Annotated in this window: 11 protein-coding genes and 5 pseudogenes; 9 read left to right on the plus strand and 7 right to left on the minus strand. The window is 49.3% G+C overall.

All coding sequences use genetic code 11. The annotated features are described in order from the left end of the window. Positions 1-7 precede the first annotated feature (7 nt). The 6 genes and pseudogenes from KHX94_RS09095 to KHX94_RS09125 all read left to right on the plus strand — a co-directional run bounded on the left by KHX94_RS09095 (position 8) and on the right by KHX94_RS09125 (position 5541). A pseudogene (locus KHX94_RS09095) lies at positions 8-1629 on the plus strand (amidohydrolase). A 186-nt stretch (positions 1630-1815) separates the two neighbouring features. Continuing rightward, positions 1816-3434: pseudogene (locus KHX94_RS09105) on the plus strand (MFS transporter). Next, complete coding sequence (locus KHX94_RS09110; protein WP_244859387.1) at positions 3412-3633, plus strand: DUF1427 family protein; 222 nt, start codon at positions 3412-3414, stop codon at positions 3631-3633. Before KHX94_RS09105 ends, KHX94_RS09110 begins: the two are co-directional and overlap by 23 nt. Before the next feature lie 9 nt (positions 3634-3642). Further along, entirely contained in the window at positions 3643-3801 is a 159-nt protein-coding gene (locus tag KHX94_RS09115) for a DUF1427 family protein (protein ID WP_213683153.1), read from the plus strand. Between the two features lie 16 nt (positions 3802-3817). Beyond that, complete coding sequence (locus tag KHX94_RS09120; RefSeq protein ID WP_213683154.1) at positions 3818-4207, plus strand: DoxX family protein; 390 nt, start codon at positions 3818-3820, stop codon at positions 4205-4207. Then, positions 4204-5541: an alginate export family protein gene (locus tag KHX94_RS09125; RefSeq protein WP_213683155.1), complete on the plus strand. Its 1338-nt coding sequence runs from the start codon at positions 4204-4206 to the stop codon at positions 5539-5541. The genes KHX94_RS09120 and KHX94_RS09125 overlap by 4 nt, the downstream gene beginning before the upstream one ends. A gap of 75 nt (positions 5542-5616) precedes the next feature. On the opposite strand, the gene KHX94_RS09130 is transcribed toward KHX94_RS09125, so the two are convergent. Then, positions 5617-6567, minus strand: a complete 951-nt coding sequence (locus tag KHX94_RS09130; protein ID WP_213683156.1) for an alpha/beta fold hydrolase — start codon at positions 6565-6567, stop codon at positions 5617-5619. 159 nt (positions 6568-6726) lie between these two features. Between KHX94_RS09130 and add the strand changes: the two genes are divergently transcribed. Continuing rightward, on the plus strand, positions 6727-7734 hold the full coding sequence (add, locus tag KHX94_RS09135) for an adenosine deaminase (RefSeq protein WP_213683157.1): 1008 nt from the start codon (positions 6727-6729) through the stop codon (positions 7732-7734). A 27-nt stretch (positions 7735-7761) separates the two neighbouring features. On the opposite strand, the gene hemN is transcribed toward add, so the two are convergent. The 5 genes from hemN to KHX94_RS09160 form a co-directional block, all read right to left on the minus strand. Continuing rightward, positions 7762-9138 carry an oxygen-independent coproporphyrinogen III oxidase gene (hemN, locus tag KHX94_RS09140; RefSeq protein WP_213683158.1) on the minus strand — a complete coding sequence of 459 codons (1377 nt, stop codon included), beginning with the start codon at positions 9136-9138 and terminating at the stop codon, positions 7762-7764. Between the two features lie 222 nt (positions 9139-9360). Then, positions 9361-9825 carry a DUF2489 domain-containing protein gene (locus tag KHX94_RS09145; protein ID WP_213683159.1) on the minus strand — a complete coding sequence of 155 codons (465 nt, stop codon included), beginning with the start codon at positions 9823-9825 and terminating at the stop codon, positions 9361-9363. A gap of 12 nt (positions 9826-9837) precedes the next feature. Continuing rightward, on the minus strand, positions 9838-10353 hold the full coding sequence (gene yihI / locus KHX94_RS09150) for a Der GTPase-activating protein YihI (protein ID WP_213683160.1): 516 nt from the start codon (positions 10351-10353) through the stop codon (positions 9838-9840). A 90-nt stretch (positions 10354-10443) separates the two neighbouring features. Further along, a complete protein-coding gene (locus tag KHX94_RS09155) occupies positions 10444-11082 on the minus strand; it encodes a methyltransferase domain-containing protein (RefSeq protein ID WP_213683385.1) in 639 nt (212 codons plus the stop codon). Between the two features lie 398 nt (positions 11083-11480). Next, the gene (locus KHX94_RS09160; RefSeq protein WP_213683161.1) at positions 11481-12143 is read right to left on the minus strand and encodes a c-type cytochrome; all 663 of its coding nucleotides are present in this window, start codon (positions 12141-12143) and stop codon (positions 11481-11483) included. Positions 12144-12290: 147 nt separating this feature from the next. Between KHX94_RS09160 and yihA the strand changes: the two are divergent. Then, positions 12291-12946: pseudogene (gene yihA, locus KHX94_RS09165) on the plus strand (ribosome biogenesis GTP-binding protein YihA/YsxC). A gap of 570 nt (positions 12947-13516) precedes the next feature. Here yihA and polA read toward each other — a convergent pair. Then, positions 13517-16296, minus strand: a pseudogene (polA, locus tag KHX94_RS09170) (DNA polymerase I). 382 nt (positions 16297-16678) lie between these two features. Here polA and elbB point away from each other — a divergent pair. Continuing rightward, positions 16679-17328 (plus strand): annotated as a pseudogene (gene elbB / locus KHX94_RS09175) (isoprenoid biosynthesis glyoxalase ElbB). The last annotated feature ends 27 nt before the right edge of the window (positions 17329-17355 follow it).

The following is a 17355-nucleotide window of genomic DNA, read 5'->3' on the forward strand; positions in this document are numbered from 1 at the left end:
TATCGACATGGGCAGCAGTCACGAAATCACGTCTCTGGCGGGGCCCAAGACACAAATTATCGACCTGAAAGGCAAAAGGGTGATCCCTGGCTTGAATGACAGTCATACCCACCTGATCCGTGGTGGACTGTACTACAACATGGAATTACGTTGGGAGGGTGTGCCTTCGGTTGCCGATGCTCTGCGTCTTCTGCAAGAGCAGGCGCAGCGTACACCATCCCCACAATGGGTGCGCGTTGTCGGTGGCTGGTCTGAATTTCAGTTTGCAGAGCGGCGCATGCCCACCTTGGAAGAAATTAATGCGGCCGCTCCTGATACGCCGGTATTTATTCTGCACCTTTATGGCCGCGCACTGCTCAATAAGGCCGCGCTCAGAGTCCTCGGTTTTGACCATAACACTCCTAATCCACCAGGGGTGAAATTGTCCATGATAAGCAAGGGAATCCCACTGGTCTGCTGGTGGCAAAACCGTCTGCTTTGATCCTTTATTCCACGCTTGCGAAGGCGCCTAAATTAGCCATTGATGACCAGATCAACTCCACCCGGCACTTTATGAGAGAGTTAAATCGATTGGGGATCACCTCCGTAATCGATGCTGGTGGCGGTGGTCAAAACTATCCGGATGACTATCAAGTCATTGAGTCACTTCATCAAGCGGATCAAATGACGGTCAGGGTTGCCTATAACCTGTTTGCTCAAAAAGCCGGTGAGGAACTCGAGGATTACCAACGCTGGACGGAGATGGTGATGCCTGGTGATGGTGACGCCAATCTTCGCTTCAATGGCGGCGGTGAGAATCTCACCTGGTCAGCTGCCGATTTTGAGAATTTCCTGGAGCCACGCCCTGATTTGGCCGCCTCAATGGAGCAGCAGTTGGAGCCCATTGTGGAACTGTTAGCGGAAAAGGAATGGCCATTTCGCATACACGCCACCTACAACGAAAGTATCTCGCGCTTTCTCGATGTGTTTGAACGAGTCAATGGTAAATCGCCATTCAAGACCCGTTTTATTATCGACCATGCGGAAACGGTAGATGAACACAATATTGAAAGAGTCAAAGCGTTAGGCGGCGGATTCGCTATTCAGCACCGCATGGCCTTTCAAGGGGAGTATTTTGTCGAGCGTTTTGGCAAAGCTGCCGCGCAAGCCACGCCACCGGTAGCCAAAATGCTGGAAATGGGGCTCCCGGTTGGTGCCGGTACTGATGCAACCCGAGTCGCGTCATATAACCCGTGGGTGTGTCTGTATTGGCTCAGTGAAGGGAAGACGCTGGGCGGACTCGAATTAACACCGGAACGTAACCGTTTAGATCGAGAAACCGCATTAAGGCTCTGGACTCAGGGTTCGGCCTGGTTCTCTGGCGAAGCGGATCGCAAGGGGACTTTAGCACAAGGCCAGTACGCAGATCTTTCGGTACTTTCTGACGATTATTTCGCTGTTGCCGGTGATGATATTCAGCATATCGAATCTGTGCTTACGGTGATGGGGGCAAAGTCGTCTATGCCGCAAAGGATTTTGCCAAGCTGGATCCCGGCGCTCCGCCGCCTTCACCTGAATGGTCACCGGTCGGAAAATATGGTGGGCACTGGCGAAAATCCGAGGGTAAGAATGCTTCTGCTGCCAAGGTGAGTTGTGGCTGCTCGTGTAGTTGTGGTCTGCACGGCCATCAGCATCAGTCGGCCTGGCTCGCGGGATTACCGATTAGCGATAAGGATAAAACCGCATTCTGGGGTGCACTGGGATGTAATTGCTTTGCATTTTAAAGAAACCGGCCCTAGTGGCCGGCAATCAGGATAAATTATGCCTGAAACATCCATGCGCCCCGCCGCTGCAACCCCCGCAGCCAACAGCGCCTTTGCCCCTTTTTACCACAAAAGTTTTGCGGTGTTATGGGTGGCGACCGTGTTATCCAATGTCGGGACATGGATGCACGATGTTGGTGCCGGTTGGTTAATGACATCGATGGCCCCATCACCGGTGATGGTTGCGCTGGTGCAGACTGCCACCACGCTCCCGTTATTCCTGTTTGCGCTGCCGGCCGGTGCTATTGCCGATATTGTAGATAAACGCAAACTGTTGTTACTGGTGCAATCGGTGCTGGCCATTACCGCATTAACCCTGGCTTACATAGTCGCCAATAACATAATTACCCCGTGGCTATTGCTGATATTTACCTTCGTGATGGGGATTGGCGCTGCATTAACGGCACCGGCATGGCAAGCCATTGTTCCCAGCCTTGTCCCAAAGCCAGTGTTACAGCAGGCCGTTGCTGCCAATAGCGTAGGCATCAATATTAGCCGCGCGATAGGGCCGGCGGTGGGGGCACTATCATCAGTTTATCCATTGCCTTGCCGTTTTTATTCAATGGCTTGAGTTTTTTACTGGTGATTGCGGCGGTGTTCTGGTGGTCGCCGCCTAAAGTGTCAGCTGACACCATTCCCAAAGAGAGTTTCTGGAGTGCTATCCGGGCTGGCGTCCGCTATGCAAGACACAGTCAGCCATTAAAAACCACGCTGATAAGGGCATTAGGCTTCTTTCTCTTTGCCAGTGCCTATTGGGCATTGCTGCCGCTGATTGCCCGGCAAGTGCTTGCTGGCGATGCCAATTTATACGGAATGATGATGGGCGCTGTTGGGTTGGGGGCCGTCGCGGGTGCGTTTACCTTACCCAAGATGAAATCACTGCTCGGCGCTGACAAGCTGGTTGCCGCTGGCACCATAGGCACCGCGATTTGTATGCTGGTGTTGGCGACCAGCAGCAGCCACACATTGGCAATTGCCGTCTGCCTGTTAGCCGGAATGTCTTGGATCGCCGTGTTGACCAGCCTCAATGTTTCGGCACAAGTGGCATTGCCTGAATGGGTAAGAGCTCGCGGCTTGGCTATTTTCGTCACCGTCTTTTTTGGTGCGATGAGTGCCGGAAGTCTGTTCTGGGGCAATCTGTCTGCTCATTTAGGGATCCCCACGGTGCTTTGTATTGCGGCGGTGGGTGCGCTGTTGGTCATTCCCTTGACTTGGCGCGCTAAATTGCAGCTTGGCGTGGATATGGATCTGTCGCAGTCACTGCACTGGCCAGAACCCACCGCCGAACAGGGAATCAGCGGCTCGCATGGCCCGGTAATGGTCATGATTGAATATTTGATCGATCCATTACAAAACAACGAATTCTATAGCATCACGCAAGAGTTAAAACGCCAACGGCATCGAGACGGTGCCTATGCCTGGGGAGTCTTTGCAGACACCAGCCAACCCGGGCGTTACCTCGAATATTTTCTCGTGCAGTCCTGGCATGAACATTTAAGGCAGCATCATCGTGTCACCCGTTCAGATCAGGCGTTACAAGCCAAAGTATTGGCCTTTCATCTAGGGCCGAAACCCCCAAAAGTAGAGCATTTTGTTGCGATTAGAGCACATGGTGAAGGAGATATCAGATGAAGATAGTGCTGGGATTATTGTTAGGTTTTGTGATTGGCATTGGCTGTCGTTTGGCCGAGATCCCTTGCCGGCACCGCCGGCGTTGGTGGGGGCGCTGTTAGTGCTCGCCATGACATTAGGCTATAGCTTGGTCGATCGAGTAGCACCTCATCGAGAAGCGGAACAGCGGAAAAATTGTGGCGGTCCCAACGGGCTTTAGGAGGTCAAAATGTTGCAGATAGTGTTAGGTCTTTTGCTGGGGCTGTTAATCGGCATGGGATGCCGGTGGTTTGATATTCCATCACCTGCGCCGCCTAGAATCGTCGGGGCGCTCTTGGTCGTTGCCATGACGCTGGGTTTTTTAATGACGGATTATTTAATCGCCTAAGAGATTGGAAAATATTATGAATCGTGATTTAACGCTGTTTGTCAGTCGGATAGCGATGAGCGCAGTATTTCTATTCAGCGGCTTCGACAAACTTATCAATTGGCAAGCGGCCGTGACCGAAGCGACAAGTCTTGGGCTGCCTTCCTCTGCGGTGATATTCACTATTATCGTGCAGTTAGTGGGGGCGATAGCCGTGTTATCTGGCATCTTTTTTCGCTGGGGTATATTGGCGCTGTTGCTATTTACATTGATAGCAACACTGATTGCTCATTGGCCGCTTGGGCTGCCTGAAAACGCATGGCGCATGGCATTAACCATCAGCTTGGAACACTTGGCGATTATCGGTGGCTTTTTGCTCTTGCTGGTTATCGGCCCAGGCAAAATCGCTTTCGGACGCCCCTCATGAAGTGGTTTATTGGCATGTCACTGTTCGTCGCAGTGTTTACGGTGCGCGCGAACAGTGATGTTCCGAATTACACCAAGCTGCGGCAGGATGAAGACTGGTCTGCATGGTGTAACGCAGGTCATCCGGGATTTGAATATAAATGTCTCCGACCATGGCAGGATAGTTTATTAAGTTTGGGCGGGGAGATCCGCGCAAGATACGAAAATACCGCAGATCCGACTTGGGGTGATGATCCACAGGACAAACATGGCGTTGTTATGCAGCGCTATGTATTGTTCGCCGATTTTAAACCTGTCCGCAATCTTCGTTTGTTTGGACAAATCAACAGTGCGTTAGAATCTGGCAGAGCCGATGGCCCATCTCCTGTCGATGAGAATAAGCTGAGCGTCCAGCAAGGGTTCCTCCAATGGCAAACCAGTCCTAAGTCAAGATTGACGGTTGGTCGGCAAGAACTGAATTTCGGGTCAGGAAGGTTGGTGGATGTGCGGGAAGGCCCCAATGTTCGCCGGCGCTTTGATGCTATCCAATGGCAATTAGCCATTGCGCACTGGCGCATCGATGTGGTGGCCGCTAGGCCTTGGGTCTTGCATTCAGGGGCTTTCGATGACCATCTGGATCAGCAACAAGCGCTGTGGGGGATCTACAGTGTTGGTAAAGATCTCGGATTCGGATTGGACGAAAATAACCTGGATCTGTATTACCTTGGCTATCGCAATGAACAAGCGGTTTTTATGCAAGGCAAAGATGATGAATTGCGGCATAGTGTGGGCGCTCGTTTTTGGGGAAATGATGGGGCATGGCATTGGGACTGGGAGTTTATCTACCAGTTTGGCCACTTTGGCGCCGGGGACATCCGGGCATGGAGCATTGCCAGTAACACTCGTAGAGACCTACCTTATAGCAACAGCCCGGCGATTGGGATTTCTACCAATATCGCAAGTGGTGACAAGGATCCCACATCCGCGCAACTCGGCGCTTTTAATGCAATATTCCCGAGGGGCAATTATTTCTCGGAGTTAGCGCTGTTGGGCCCCAGAAATTTTTTCAACCTGCACCCGTATGTTAGTTTCTCGCCATCATCAGCGTTAGCGCTGACGTTTGAAGTCGATTTCTACTGGCGTCTGTCGTCAAACGATGGCGTATATGGCCCCGCTGGTCAGCTGCTGCGCGCTGCGCAAAATACCAATGGCCATTATGTGGCGACAGAAGCATCGGTTAACGCTACCTGGTCATTGACCCGCAATATTGAGATCACCGCCATTTATGGGCATTCATTTCCCGGCCCCGTCATTCGGGATTCAGCGCCCAGCAAAGGCACTGACTTTTGGAATTAACACTGAAATATCAGTATTGATAGCTCTGAATGTTTCACTACATCGCGTTACTTGGTGAGTGCTGAACCGCGACGGCTATACCTGGTGGCGAGTATGTTGTTCAATAAACTGGAACAGCTGTTGTAACGCGGCATCGCGATAGTCATCTTTTTCGATGAACAGTTCATGGTATGCGTTCGCGATAACTACCAACTGTGTCTTCGCGCCGAGTGCACCCTGTTGGGCGTTATTGTCGACGATTTGGTCATTACCTGCCTGTAGAATTAATAACGGTGTGGTGTGGTTGGCGGCGGCTATCTGTCTGGCGTGCTCACTGGCCATTAGACTTTCAAGCAACCATTGATTGGTGGGCGAGCCTAGCTGGATTTGCGGATATTGCTGATACAACTGCAACAGGCGGTTGTAGCGGATTTGGCAATGTGTCAGTTGGTTTTTGTTAAAGGCAACGGCGCGGTAGTTGTGACCGCCAAGCACGTAATTAGGTTCTTGGCCTGAATCATAACGGTGCAGAAGTTTGGCTAACCACAAGATAAAACGGCGTGGTAACGGCAATTTTATCCCGTACATGGGCGCACAGAATACCGCAGCGCTAAACACCTCAGGGTGGCGTTGCAGATACAGTGTGCCGATGGCGCTGCCCATAGAGTGGCCGACTAAAAATAACTGTGCGTGTTTTGCTGGTTTTACTACCGTATCGATAAACAGTTGCAGATGATCAACATAACGACTGAAGCGATCAATATGGCCTTTATGAGGGTTACTGGTCAGTCTGCTAGATAAACCTTGACCAATATGATCTATGGCGTAAACGCTATAGCCCTGTTGGTAAAAGTCATACAGGGTTTCTTGGTATTTGAGATAACTTTCCACCCGTCCATTACTGAGCACAATGGCCTTGTCTGATTCGGGATGTTGGATAAAACAGTAGGCGAGTGATAAATGCTCATCAATGACCAGCCTTGATTGTGTCACCTGTTGCCAGAATTGTGTCAAAGCGGTGGTATCTGTTAACTGCTGTTGCTGCATGTCACCGCTGTCCCTGTGTCTCGGTCATGTTTGCTGCCATCAATGTATCAGCGCCAGAATATTGCTGCGACGCCTATGCTATAGGTTTTACATACAGGCGTGACGCCATGCTAGAATAGCTTGCACTTTACTAATACTCATAACAAAAAGGTAGTGCAGATGATTGATGCTTCCATTCCTTTGGTGGATTTACACCGCCATCTTGACGGCAATGTCCGTATTGAAACTATCTGGCAACTTGCACAACAGCATGGCATCAGTTTACCTGCAACCTCCTTGGCGGAATTGCGTGCCGTGGTGCAGGTGCAAGGAACGGAAGCAAATCTGCTGGCGTTTCTCCGCAAGTTGGACTGGATGGTGGCGGTGTTGGCCGACTTAGAGGCGGTCAAGCGCGTAGCCTTTGAGAATGTCGCCGATGCTGCCGCCTCTGGACTGGATTACGCTGAGCTGCGTTTTAGCCCCTATTACATGGCGCAATCCCATGGCTTACCGCTGCCCGGGGTAGTGGAAGCGGTGCTAGCGGGTATTCGTGACGGAATGAAACAATATCCGGTGGCGATTAAGCTGATTGGTATCATGTCTCGTTCTTACGGTGAAGCTTGCTGTTTGCGGGAGCTAGAAGCTTTACTCGCCTATGCTGATGGCTTAGTGGCCATTGATTTAGCGGGTGATGAGTTGGGGTTCCCCGGTGAACTGTTTAGCCCGCACTTCAAACGCGTGCGGGATGCCGGGTTACAGATCACCGTACATGCCGGAGAAGCCGCTGGCCCAGAAAGCATCTGGCAGGCGATTAAAGCGCTTGGCGCTAGCCGTATCGGTCATGGCGTTAAGGCAGTGTCAGATCCCCAACTCATGGCTTATCTGGCGGAGAAGCGGATTGGTATTGAGTCGTGTCCCACCAGTAATCTACAAACCTCTACTGTGGCGTCCTACGCCGGGCATCCGTTACGTACATTCCTCGAATCGGGGATTTGTGCGGGGTTGAATACCGATGATCCCGGTGTCAGTGGTATCGATATTCAGCATGAATACCAAGTTGCCAGTACCGAGATAGGATTGAGTTCTGCGCAGCTACGGCAGATCCAGCAAAATGGGGTAGAGATGGCGTTCTTGTCTGATAGCGAGCGCCGGGCTTTATATGAACGCTGTAAAAATAAAGCCGACTGACGTCGGCTTTGTTGCAATGGCGGCGGGTTAAATTACCCGAGAGAACTGTTGCTGACGTGCTTTCTCACGGAAGTACACGTCAAAGCAGATACAGATATTGCGGATCAACAGGCGGCCAGTAGAACTAACGGCGATTTTACGATCTTCGATAGTCACCAGCTTGTCATCGATAAAGGTCTGTAACAGCTTCAGATCTTCTGCGAAGTATTGTTCAAACTGAATCCCTAACTGCTGTTCCATCTTCGCCATATCCAGTTCGAAGTGGCAGATAAGCTGTTTGATCACCGCGCGGCGGATTTCGTCATCGCGGTTCAGCTTGCAGCCTTTCCATAGCGCGTGGCCGGTAGCTTCAATCGCTTCATAGTAAGGATGAATATCCTTCTGGTTTTGCGCGTAGCAATCACCAATTTGGCTGATGGACGATACGCCAAGGCCTAACAGGTCACATTCCGGCTGAGTAGTGTAGCCCTGGAAGTTACGGTGTAGACGACCTTCACGCTGCAATTTTGCTAACTCATCGTCAGGTTTGGCAAAGTGATCCATCCCGATGTACTGATACCCTGCACCAGTCAAGGTTTCGATGGTGTACTGCAGAATTTCCAACTTCTGTTGTGGTGTTGGCAGATTCTCTTCTTTGATTTTCCGCTGTGCGGCAAAACGTGCCGGCAGGTGGGCATAGTTGAATACAGATAAACGATCTGGCGACAGTTCCAGAATTTTGCTGATGGTTTGGGCAAATGTTTCTGGGGTCTGATAAGGCAAGCCGTAGATCAGATCCACGTTAGTAGAAACAAAACCCATGGCTTTGGCTTTGTTGATCAGGTCAAAGATAAACTGTTCGTCCTGCTCACGGTTAACCGCAACCTGTACCTCTTTATTGAAGTCCTGTACCCCGATAGAAATCCGGTTAAATCCGGCTTCTTTCAACGTATCTAACATGGACAGTTCGATTTCTCGTGGATCCACTTCAATAGAGAACTCGCCTTCATCGGCAAAATCAAAGTTCGCTTTGAGCAGTGAAGTCAGTCGTAGAATTTGTTCTGGTGACAGGAAAGTCGGTGTACCGCCGCCCCAATGCATCTGGGTGACTTTGTAGTGCTTGAACAGTGGCGCACGAGTCACAATCTCTTTTGCCAGGTATTCAATATACTGATCCGCCTTGTGCTGGTGACGAGTCACTATCTTGTTACAACCACAGTAGTAACACAGCTTGGCGCAGAAGGGCACATGGACATACAGCGACAGATGTTCGCCTTTACTGTTGGCAATCGCCGACAGTAAATCGCCTTCAGTAAATGATTCATCAAACTCCAGCGCGGTGGGATAAGAAGTATAACGCGGGCCGCTGTAGTTGTACTTTTCGATCATCGACTGATCCCAACTGATATGTGTGGGCTGCTTCAAGGCGAGTCCTCCGACAGTAATTTAGCAATGGGCGAAGTATGCGGCTTTATTAGTCTAATAACCTTGATCAAGGTTGAAAAAAACAATCAGCCAACTGGAAAGTAGCGAATATCCATGAAAAAGACGGCCATGTCTGCCGCCTTTTCCGGGTTTTGTGCACCGACTCACGCCGCGCTATTACGGCTTGAGAAACTTACATAACCTATCGCGCCATCAGCATTGTTAATGGGTTATCGGCTCAAACTGTATCAAACGCTTGGCTTCCAGCAGTATATTTTCTTGTAATGCAGACTCTGATTTCATGCGCTGTAAGTCCAGACGCATGCGCTCCTGCTTCTGGAGTTGGGCGCGGGCATCGCGGATCGGATGGCTTTTAATTACATCAAAGTGTTGATAAAAAGCGGGAAATTCTCCGGACACGCGCTCCGTCAGCGATAACAGTTCAAACAACTTGGCAATGCGATACACCCCTTCAGAGATTTCACAGCGGTCTTCTGTCATCGCGGCGGCGATATAACGAATATCGCCCAGCAGTTCTTGCCGTTTCTGCTCTAGGGCTTGTTGCTGTGCATGTAATGCCGCTTTATTGGCTGCGGTCTGTTTTTTCAGCCGCAGCAATAAAATCGTGGCATACATACTCAGACCGGCCACAATCAACATGCCGATGACAATCAGAACTATCTCCAAAACGGCTCCTGTTTACTCTTTCTGGTAGTTTTGCAGTTGTGCTAAACCCGTATCAAATTTATCCAATAAGGCTTCATCACTGTCATTGCTGACAATATCAGTCTCATCCAGATCTTCAATACCCAGTTTTTGCATCAGCGTTTCAATCTTCGCTAATTGTTGCTCCAGCCACTGTTGATCGGCTGCCGACAAGTCGCGGCCTTCTTCCAGCATATCCAGTAGCTGATTCAAGCGTGGATCTTCTTCCAACTGCAGTAATCGCTGCTCATCGGTCAGTTTGGTTTTGGCCACTTTGGCCTGGCTAGCCATCACTTCTGTGCCCAATGCCACCGGTTTTTTACTGCCAATACGGGGATCTTTGGCGGCCTGCGAACCTTTTGCAGCACTGCCCTCAGGATTTTGGCGGCTACCAGCTTTGTTGCCGGAATCCTGTTTTTTACGCGCCAGTACTCGTTCTGATTTTTTGGTTCTTGGCGCATGTTTGGGGGCAGCATCACCTGCCTTACGCGTTTTCTTGATTCGGGTCATAACGTTCTCAACGATAAACTTAATGCTTTAAGCCGGGTAGCACGCTGACGGTTATTAACCATGCGTTGCCGGGGCGCGTGTTATAGCAAATTATGATGCTTTTTGCATCAGAACAAAGTCCTTCTGTGCAAATATTAATTGTAGGCTGCTGTGTTCAGCCAAATATGCAAAGGTTTGTGGTTGATAAAAGCTCACATGGGTAGGGTTGTTTTTGTAATGCCATTTAGCAAACATCTCCACCGACTGTAATAACGGTGTCGAGATGGCTAACCAAGCGCCGGGTTTCAATGCGTGGACGATAATCTGCCACTCTTTGGCGGGCAGATGGAAATGTTCAAAGACCCGATAGCAACAGATAAAGTCATATTGCTGGCGCAATAACTGATGCTCTGGTGCAAAAAACGGATCGTATTGGTGTAACTGGAGCCCCGACTGCTGCAATGGTTGAAGTAATGCGGGCGTTAATACTCGGCCAAAGTTTAGACCTTCCAAGACATTGGGTTGCAGTGTTTGCAGTTGCTGCAACAAGGTCGCAATGAACTGTGCTAACTGTTTTTGTTTATTATCGCGACGGGCTCTGCCATAGCGCTGTTTTTCTGCGGCAGGCAGTAGGTAACTACCAGGCGTTGCAAAGACCAATGCACATCTCTGGCAAACCAAAAAGTGACGACGGCGATCTTCAAAGACCGGACGGATGGCATCATGATGGCAGAGCGGACAGTGTTGCATCAAATAGGCGAGTGGCAAAAAGGTGTTGAGATTATGCCATAAAAAAGCGGCAGTATGCCTGCCGCTCAATCGTGGTGCCTAACACCTGATTCATTTGACCTGCCATCCATGCTGTATTAAACGACTCTCCCGGTCAAAATCCCTGTTTTTCGTGCCGCTTCCTGCGTGTCATTGTTGGTGGTCTACAGACCTTTCTGGGGGTGAGGCGGTCGCCGCACTCATCAGCGTTGATGCGTAATTAGCGGACATCAACAACATCGTCAATCCATAACGCCAAGCAGACCATCCGTGTCTTTGATACAGAGCCAACCGACATTGATTATTATTAGAGGTTGCCAACGCTGGGACATCTGTATTCGCTGCACATTAAAAACAAGAACGTGATCCGTGTCAAGGGATTAATGTTTACGTTTACGTAAACATTGCAGCAATTCATTAATCAACCGGCAACAGGAAATATACGCTGCCAGCGCCTGCATATCCTGTTCAGTTAATTTGGCACTGGTATCTTGCATCATTCCTTGATAGTCGTCTTTGCGTTCGCCATGTTTAAATTTCTGTAGTTGTTCAACAAGATAGTGCGGATGTTGCGCTAATAATGCCGGGAACCCTGCGGCGGCCATGCCCTTGCCATCCAACCCGTGACACGCGGCACATGCGGCGATATCGCGTGATAAATCACCACCTTGATATAATTGTTGCCCCGTCTGCGCCATGTCGGCGGCAGCGCCTGGCTGCTGTTGGCGCGGTTGCAGGGCGTAGTATTGTGCCAACTCCGTGATGTCCGCATCCGATAGCATTGCGGCCATATTACTCATGATGGGATCCGCGCGGCCTTCTTTATTATTGCTGCGAGCGGCGGCACGAAATGCTTGCAGTTGACGTTGCAAATAGAGTGCGCGTTGACCTGCCAAGGATGGATATTCTGCCACCACGCTATTTCCATCGATGCCGTGGCAGCTGCTGCAAATTGCGGCCTTTTCTGGAACTGGTGCCGCTTGTGCTTGTGATAAGTTTGGAGCCAGCAGTAATGTTGCCCCCAAAAACAGAAGTATTTTCATAACAACCAACAGTTAAGTTTCTGTGACTGACTGCAGTCAGTCATTGACGTGGTAATATGACACAACTAAATCGTTATTTTAATCAAATCTGGTTTGTCGCACAGCGATTGGCGATAACCATAATCGTTTGCTGATGGAGTTGCCCTTTTGACGACCCGTATCAATTTTCATAAAACCCGTTTTTTGATCAGTGCGCCAGATATTGCACATCTGGAACAGCATTTGCCACAAACCTCTGTCATCGAGATTGCGTTTGCTGGGCGTTCTAATGCGGGTAAATCTAGCGCCCTGAATGCGCTGACCGAGCAAAAAGTCTTGCGAGAACCAGTAAGACGCCAGGACGTACCCAACTGATCAACGTATTTGCGGTTGACGAATGGCGTCGATTAGTGGATTTGCCTGGCTACGGTTTTGCTCAAGTTCCACAAGCGATGAAGCTGAAATGGCAGCAGGCGTTGGCAGAATACTTACAGCACCGGGAGTGTCTTGGTGGTGTGGTAGTTCTGATGGATATTCGCCATCCCTTGAAAGATATGGATCGCCAGATGGTGGAATGGTCGGTTGCTAGTGGTTTGTCGGTATTGGTGTTATTGACCAAGGCCGACAAGCTCACGCAAAGTGCCCGCATGAAAACGGTAAACGAGGTGCGTAATGCACTGAAAGAACTGCAAGGTGAAGTGATGGTGGAACCCTTTTCGGCACTGAAAGGGACGGGTAAAGAAAAAGTGTTGTCTATTCTCGATAACTGGTGTCATCCACAGTGGTTGCTGGATGCCATTAATGCCGCTGCACCTTCTGCATAATCTGTTGTTATTTTTTCCCATTAAATAAAAAAAGCCGAGGATCATTAGGATCTTCGGCTCAATACCATTAGCTCTTTTGGGGAGAAGCTAAATTTTCAACAAGACTCAAGTACCACCAAATTTGGGGTCTGGCGGTAACACTGAGCAGAATAGCGCAGATTAACTACAAATTAAAGTAATTACTCTAATTTACCCATAAAAAATAGCCCCGGCAATTGCTTGCCGGGGCGCCAGAATTTGGCATCACTTAAAAGTGAAATAAAGGTCTGAAAGATAGAACATCTTAACCTCTGTACCCTACGCGAGAGATAATAGCGTATTAGACGTAATTTTGAAAACAGTTTTTTGTTTTGCGTATAAAGAATGCCTTATTGATCACACCTGTGACTTACTACTGCGACATATTTTCGTATTACTATGTTTTTATTGTAGTTATTTTATTTATCAACTGCTGAAATGAAGCACTATGGGGATAGTTAGCAGATAAATAGGCAAAATTTTATGCCTGATTGTTGCGAAAATTATGAAAAAAGCTGCCATTGGCAGCTTTTTGTAGGGCATAGATGACAATTAGTGAGCTTGTTCCCAGCTATCGCCGATCCCCGCTTCTGCCAATAAGGGCACATGTAGATCGGCGGCAGCGGCCATGAGCTTGCAGACGTGTTGTTGTAACTGTTCGGCTTTGTCGGCATTTACTTCAAACACCAATTCGTCATGCACCTGCATGATCATGGTGATATCGTCACTCGCTTCTTGCTCAATCCAATCAGCAACGCTGATCATGGCTCTTTTGATAATATCTGCAGCTGTGCCTTGCATTGGCGCATTGATCGCCGCGCGTTCGGCAGCTTGGCGGCGCATGGCATTACGGTCACGAATTTCCGGCAGGTATAAACGCCGACCAAAGAGTGTGGAAACATATCCTTGTTCAGCGGCCAGCGCCCGTGTCTGCTCCATATACTTCAGTACGCCGGGATAACGTTTGAAATAGATATCGATGTAACTTTGTGCTTCGTTACGTGGAATATCCAGTTGCCGTGATAAACCGAATGCCGACATCCCGTAAATCAGACCAAAATTTACTGCCTTGGCCCGGCGTCTTTGTTCGGGCGTTACAGTTTCAAAAGCTACGTCAAACACTTCGGCGGCGGTGGCTCGGTGAATATCTTTACCGTCAGCAAAGGCCTTGAGTAGTCCGGCGTCTTCTGAAAGATGCGCCATGATCCGTAACTCGATTTGTGAATAGTCAGCAGCGAGGATCTTACGGCCGCTGGGGGCAATAAATGCCTGCCGGATCTTGCGTCCTTCTTCTGTCCGCACCGGAATATTTTGTAAGTTCGGATCACTGGAAGACAAGCGGCCTGTTGCCGCATTAGCCTGATGATAACTGGTATGAACCCGCCCGGTTTTGCCATTGACCATCAGTGGCAGTTTGTCGGTGTAAGTGCTTTTAAGCTTGGTGAGGCTGCGGTGCTCCAAGATAATTTTTGGCAGCGGATAGTCCAGTGCCAGTTCTACCAGCACTTCTTCGGCGGTAGATGGCGCTCCTTTCGGGGTTTTTTGATGACCGGATACCCCAGCTTTTCAAAAAATAGTTCCTGCAATTGTTTGGGCGAGCCAAGGTTGAATTGCTGGCCTGCTACGTCATAGGCTTTTCGTTCTAATGTATCGATTTTGCGTGCCAGTTCATCGCTTTGTTGCGATAACAACATGGTATCGATTAATACGCCGTTACGTTCAATCTGCGACAGCACCGGGATCAGCGGCAATTCGAGTTCATTAAATACCTGCGCTAACCCCTGCTCTTTTTGTAGCCGTGGCCACAAGTGTTGATGCAGGCGTAAGGTGATATCGGCATCTTCGGCCGCGTAAGGGGCGGCAATATCCAGCGGAATTTGATTAAAGGTCAGTTGTTTTGCGCCCTTCCCGGCTACATCTTCAAAACTGATGCACTTGTAACCAAGGTATTTCAATGCCAGTCCATCCATATCGTGACGGGATGCGACGGAATTGAACACATACGATTCCAGCATGGTATCGAACTGAATGCCTTGCAGCTTAATTCCAGCATTGGCCAGAATGCTCATATCGTATTTGAGATTCTGCCCCACCTTACGGACTTGCGGATTTTCCAGCAGCGGTTTCAGTTGTGATAACACATAATCTTTGGCGAGTTGCTTGGGGGCACCATCGTAGTCATGAGCCACGGGCAAATAGGCGGCTTCGCCTGCGGTAACCGCAAAAGACAGTCCCACCAGTTCGGCATCCATGTAGTTGAGACTGGTCGTCTCGGTATCAATGGCGATTAACGGCGCTGTGCTCAGTTTTTCTAACCAGCGGGCCAAGGCGTCTTCGGTAAGAATGGTTTCGTAGTTGGCTTCCAGAGTGGTTGGCTGCTCGGGTTCTTCGGGGACGACTGTGGCCGCGGCACCAATGCTGGTGCGTTCGTGCTTAGGGTGCGGTAAGCGGTTTTCCAGCACCTCGCCTAACCAGCGCTTAAATTCCATCTCGCCGTAGAGTTTTATCAGCGCATCACGATCAGGGTCTTCAATATTCAGTTGTTGCCAATCCCGCTCTAGCTCACAGTCGGTCTTAATGGTGGCCAGTTGATAGGACAGCTCCAGCATCGACCGGTTTTCGTGGATTTTAGCAGGCATAGCTTTGGCGCCACGAAATGCAATGGTGCTGACACATTCAGGTTCGGCCAGTAACCGAGAGACACTGCCAACACCTTGCAGCATCGCCAATGCGGTTTTTTCTCCTACCCCAGGCAATCCAGGAATGTTATCGGCTTTATCTCCCATCAGTGCCAGCAAATCGATGATCCTATCTGGCCCAACGCCAAATTTCTCACAGACTTCTGCTGGCCCCATAACGGTGTCAGTCATGGTGTTGATCAGCGTGATATTATGGTCAACCAACTGTGCCATATCCTTATCACCAGTGCTGATAAGGATGGCTCTGCCTGCTTTGCTGGCACGCAATGCCAAGGTGCCGATAACGTCATCGGCTTCGACGCCTGGCTCGCAAATCAGTGGTAATCCCAGTGCCTTGATAATTTGATGCAGAGGTTCAATCTGACTGCGCAGATCTTCCGGCATCGGGGGACGATGTGCTTTATATTGCTGATACATTTCATTGCGAAAAGTCGGGCCTTTAGCGTCAAACACCACCGCCATCTGTTGCGGTTGAAATTTACTCAGCAAGCTGCGCAGCATGTTCACAACACCATATACCGCGCCAGTGGCTTCACCCTTGGAATTGGTCAGATGTGGTGGTGCGTAGTAAGCGCGATAAAGGTAAGAAGAACCATCCACAAGGATCAACGGATTTTCAGCAATTTTTGGCATAGTGACTTAGTATTGTCTGCATTGAGAAGGCTTTTAAGCATGCCACAACAGGGGATTTTCAGCCATGATAAATTACCCCACAGCCTGTGGATAAGTCTGTGGGTTAAAAAGTACATAAAATAACGGCAAGATATGGAGCAAACAGATCTCGTTATCTAATATTATGATTTTTATAGTTTATTTTGTTTTTTGTGAGCTGGATTCTGTTTTGTGTAAATCTTCCTGGTTGTGGATTTCTTAAAATTCCTTTTCCAGATTTACGGCGGAGACTGGCGGCTGCAGTACTCGCTGGAATAGAAGAAATAAATTAGCATGATTTTTGAGCGGATCAACACTTTGATGACCATTTATTAAACATAAATGACATAAAAGGAAATTTTTAATGAAAAAAATCGCAGTGCTGTTAAGCGGGTGTGGTGTTTTTGATGGCAGTGAAATTCATGAAGCGGTACTGACGTTGTTGGCTTTGTCTAAAGCTGGCATAAATTATCAATGTTTTGCACCGGATATGCCGCAACTGCATGTGGTGAATCATCTCAGTGGTGAAGTGGTGACAGAAGCGCGCAATGTATTGGTTGAAGCGGCTCGTATCGCACGTGGTGATATTAAGTCAACGACAGACTTGGAGATTAGCGCTTTTGACGGGTTGATTATTCCCGGCGGTTTGGGCGCGGCTAAGAATCTGTGTAATTTTGCGTTGCTGGGCGCCGATATGCAGTTGGCTCCAGCCGCCAGCCATTTCATTAAACAGTTTATTGACGCCGATAAGGTGGTGGGTTTTATCTGTATTGCGCCAGTGATGATCCCAAGGTTATATGGCAAGGGAGCCAAAGGCACTATTGGTGCGGATGCAGACACGGCGAACGCTTTTTGTGCCATGGGGGCGAGCACATCAAGGCGACTGTTGCTGATATTGTGGTGGATAGTGAGCGCAAAATAGTGAGTACCCCCGCGTATATGTTGGCGGGATCTATTGCCGAAGCCAATATCGGTATTGAAAAACTGGTGGCTAAAGTGCTGGAACTGGCATAAACCGCGATGGTGAGTGTAGCGTGGCAA

It is taken from the genome of Shewanella dokdonensis, assembly GCF_018394335.1.
GTDB lineage: Bacteria > Pseudomonadota > Gammaproteobacteria > Enterobacterales > Shewanellaceae > Shewanella > Shewanella dokdonensis.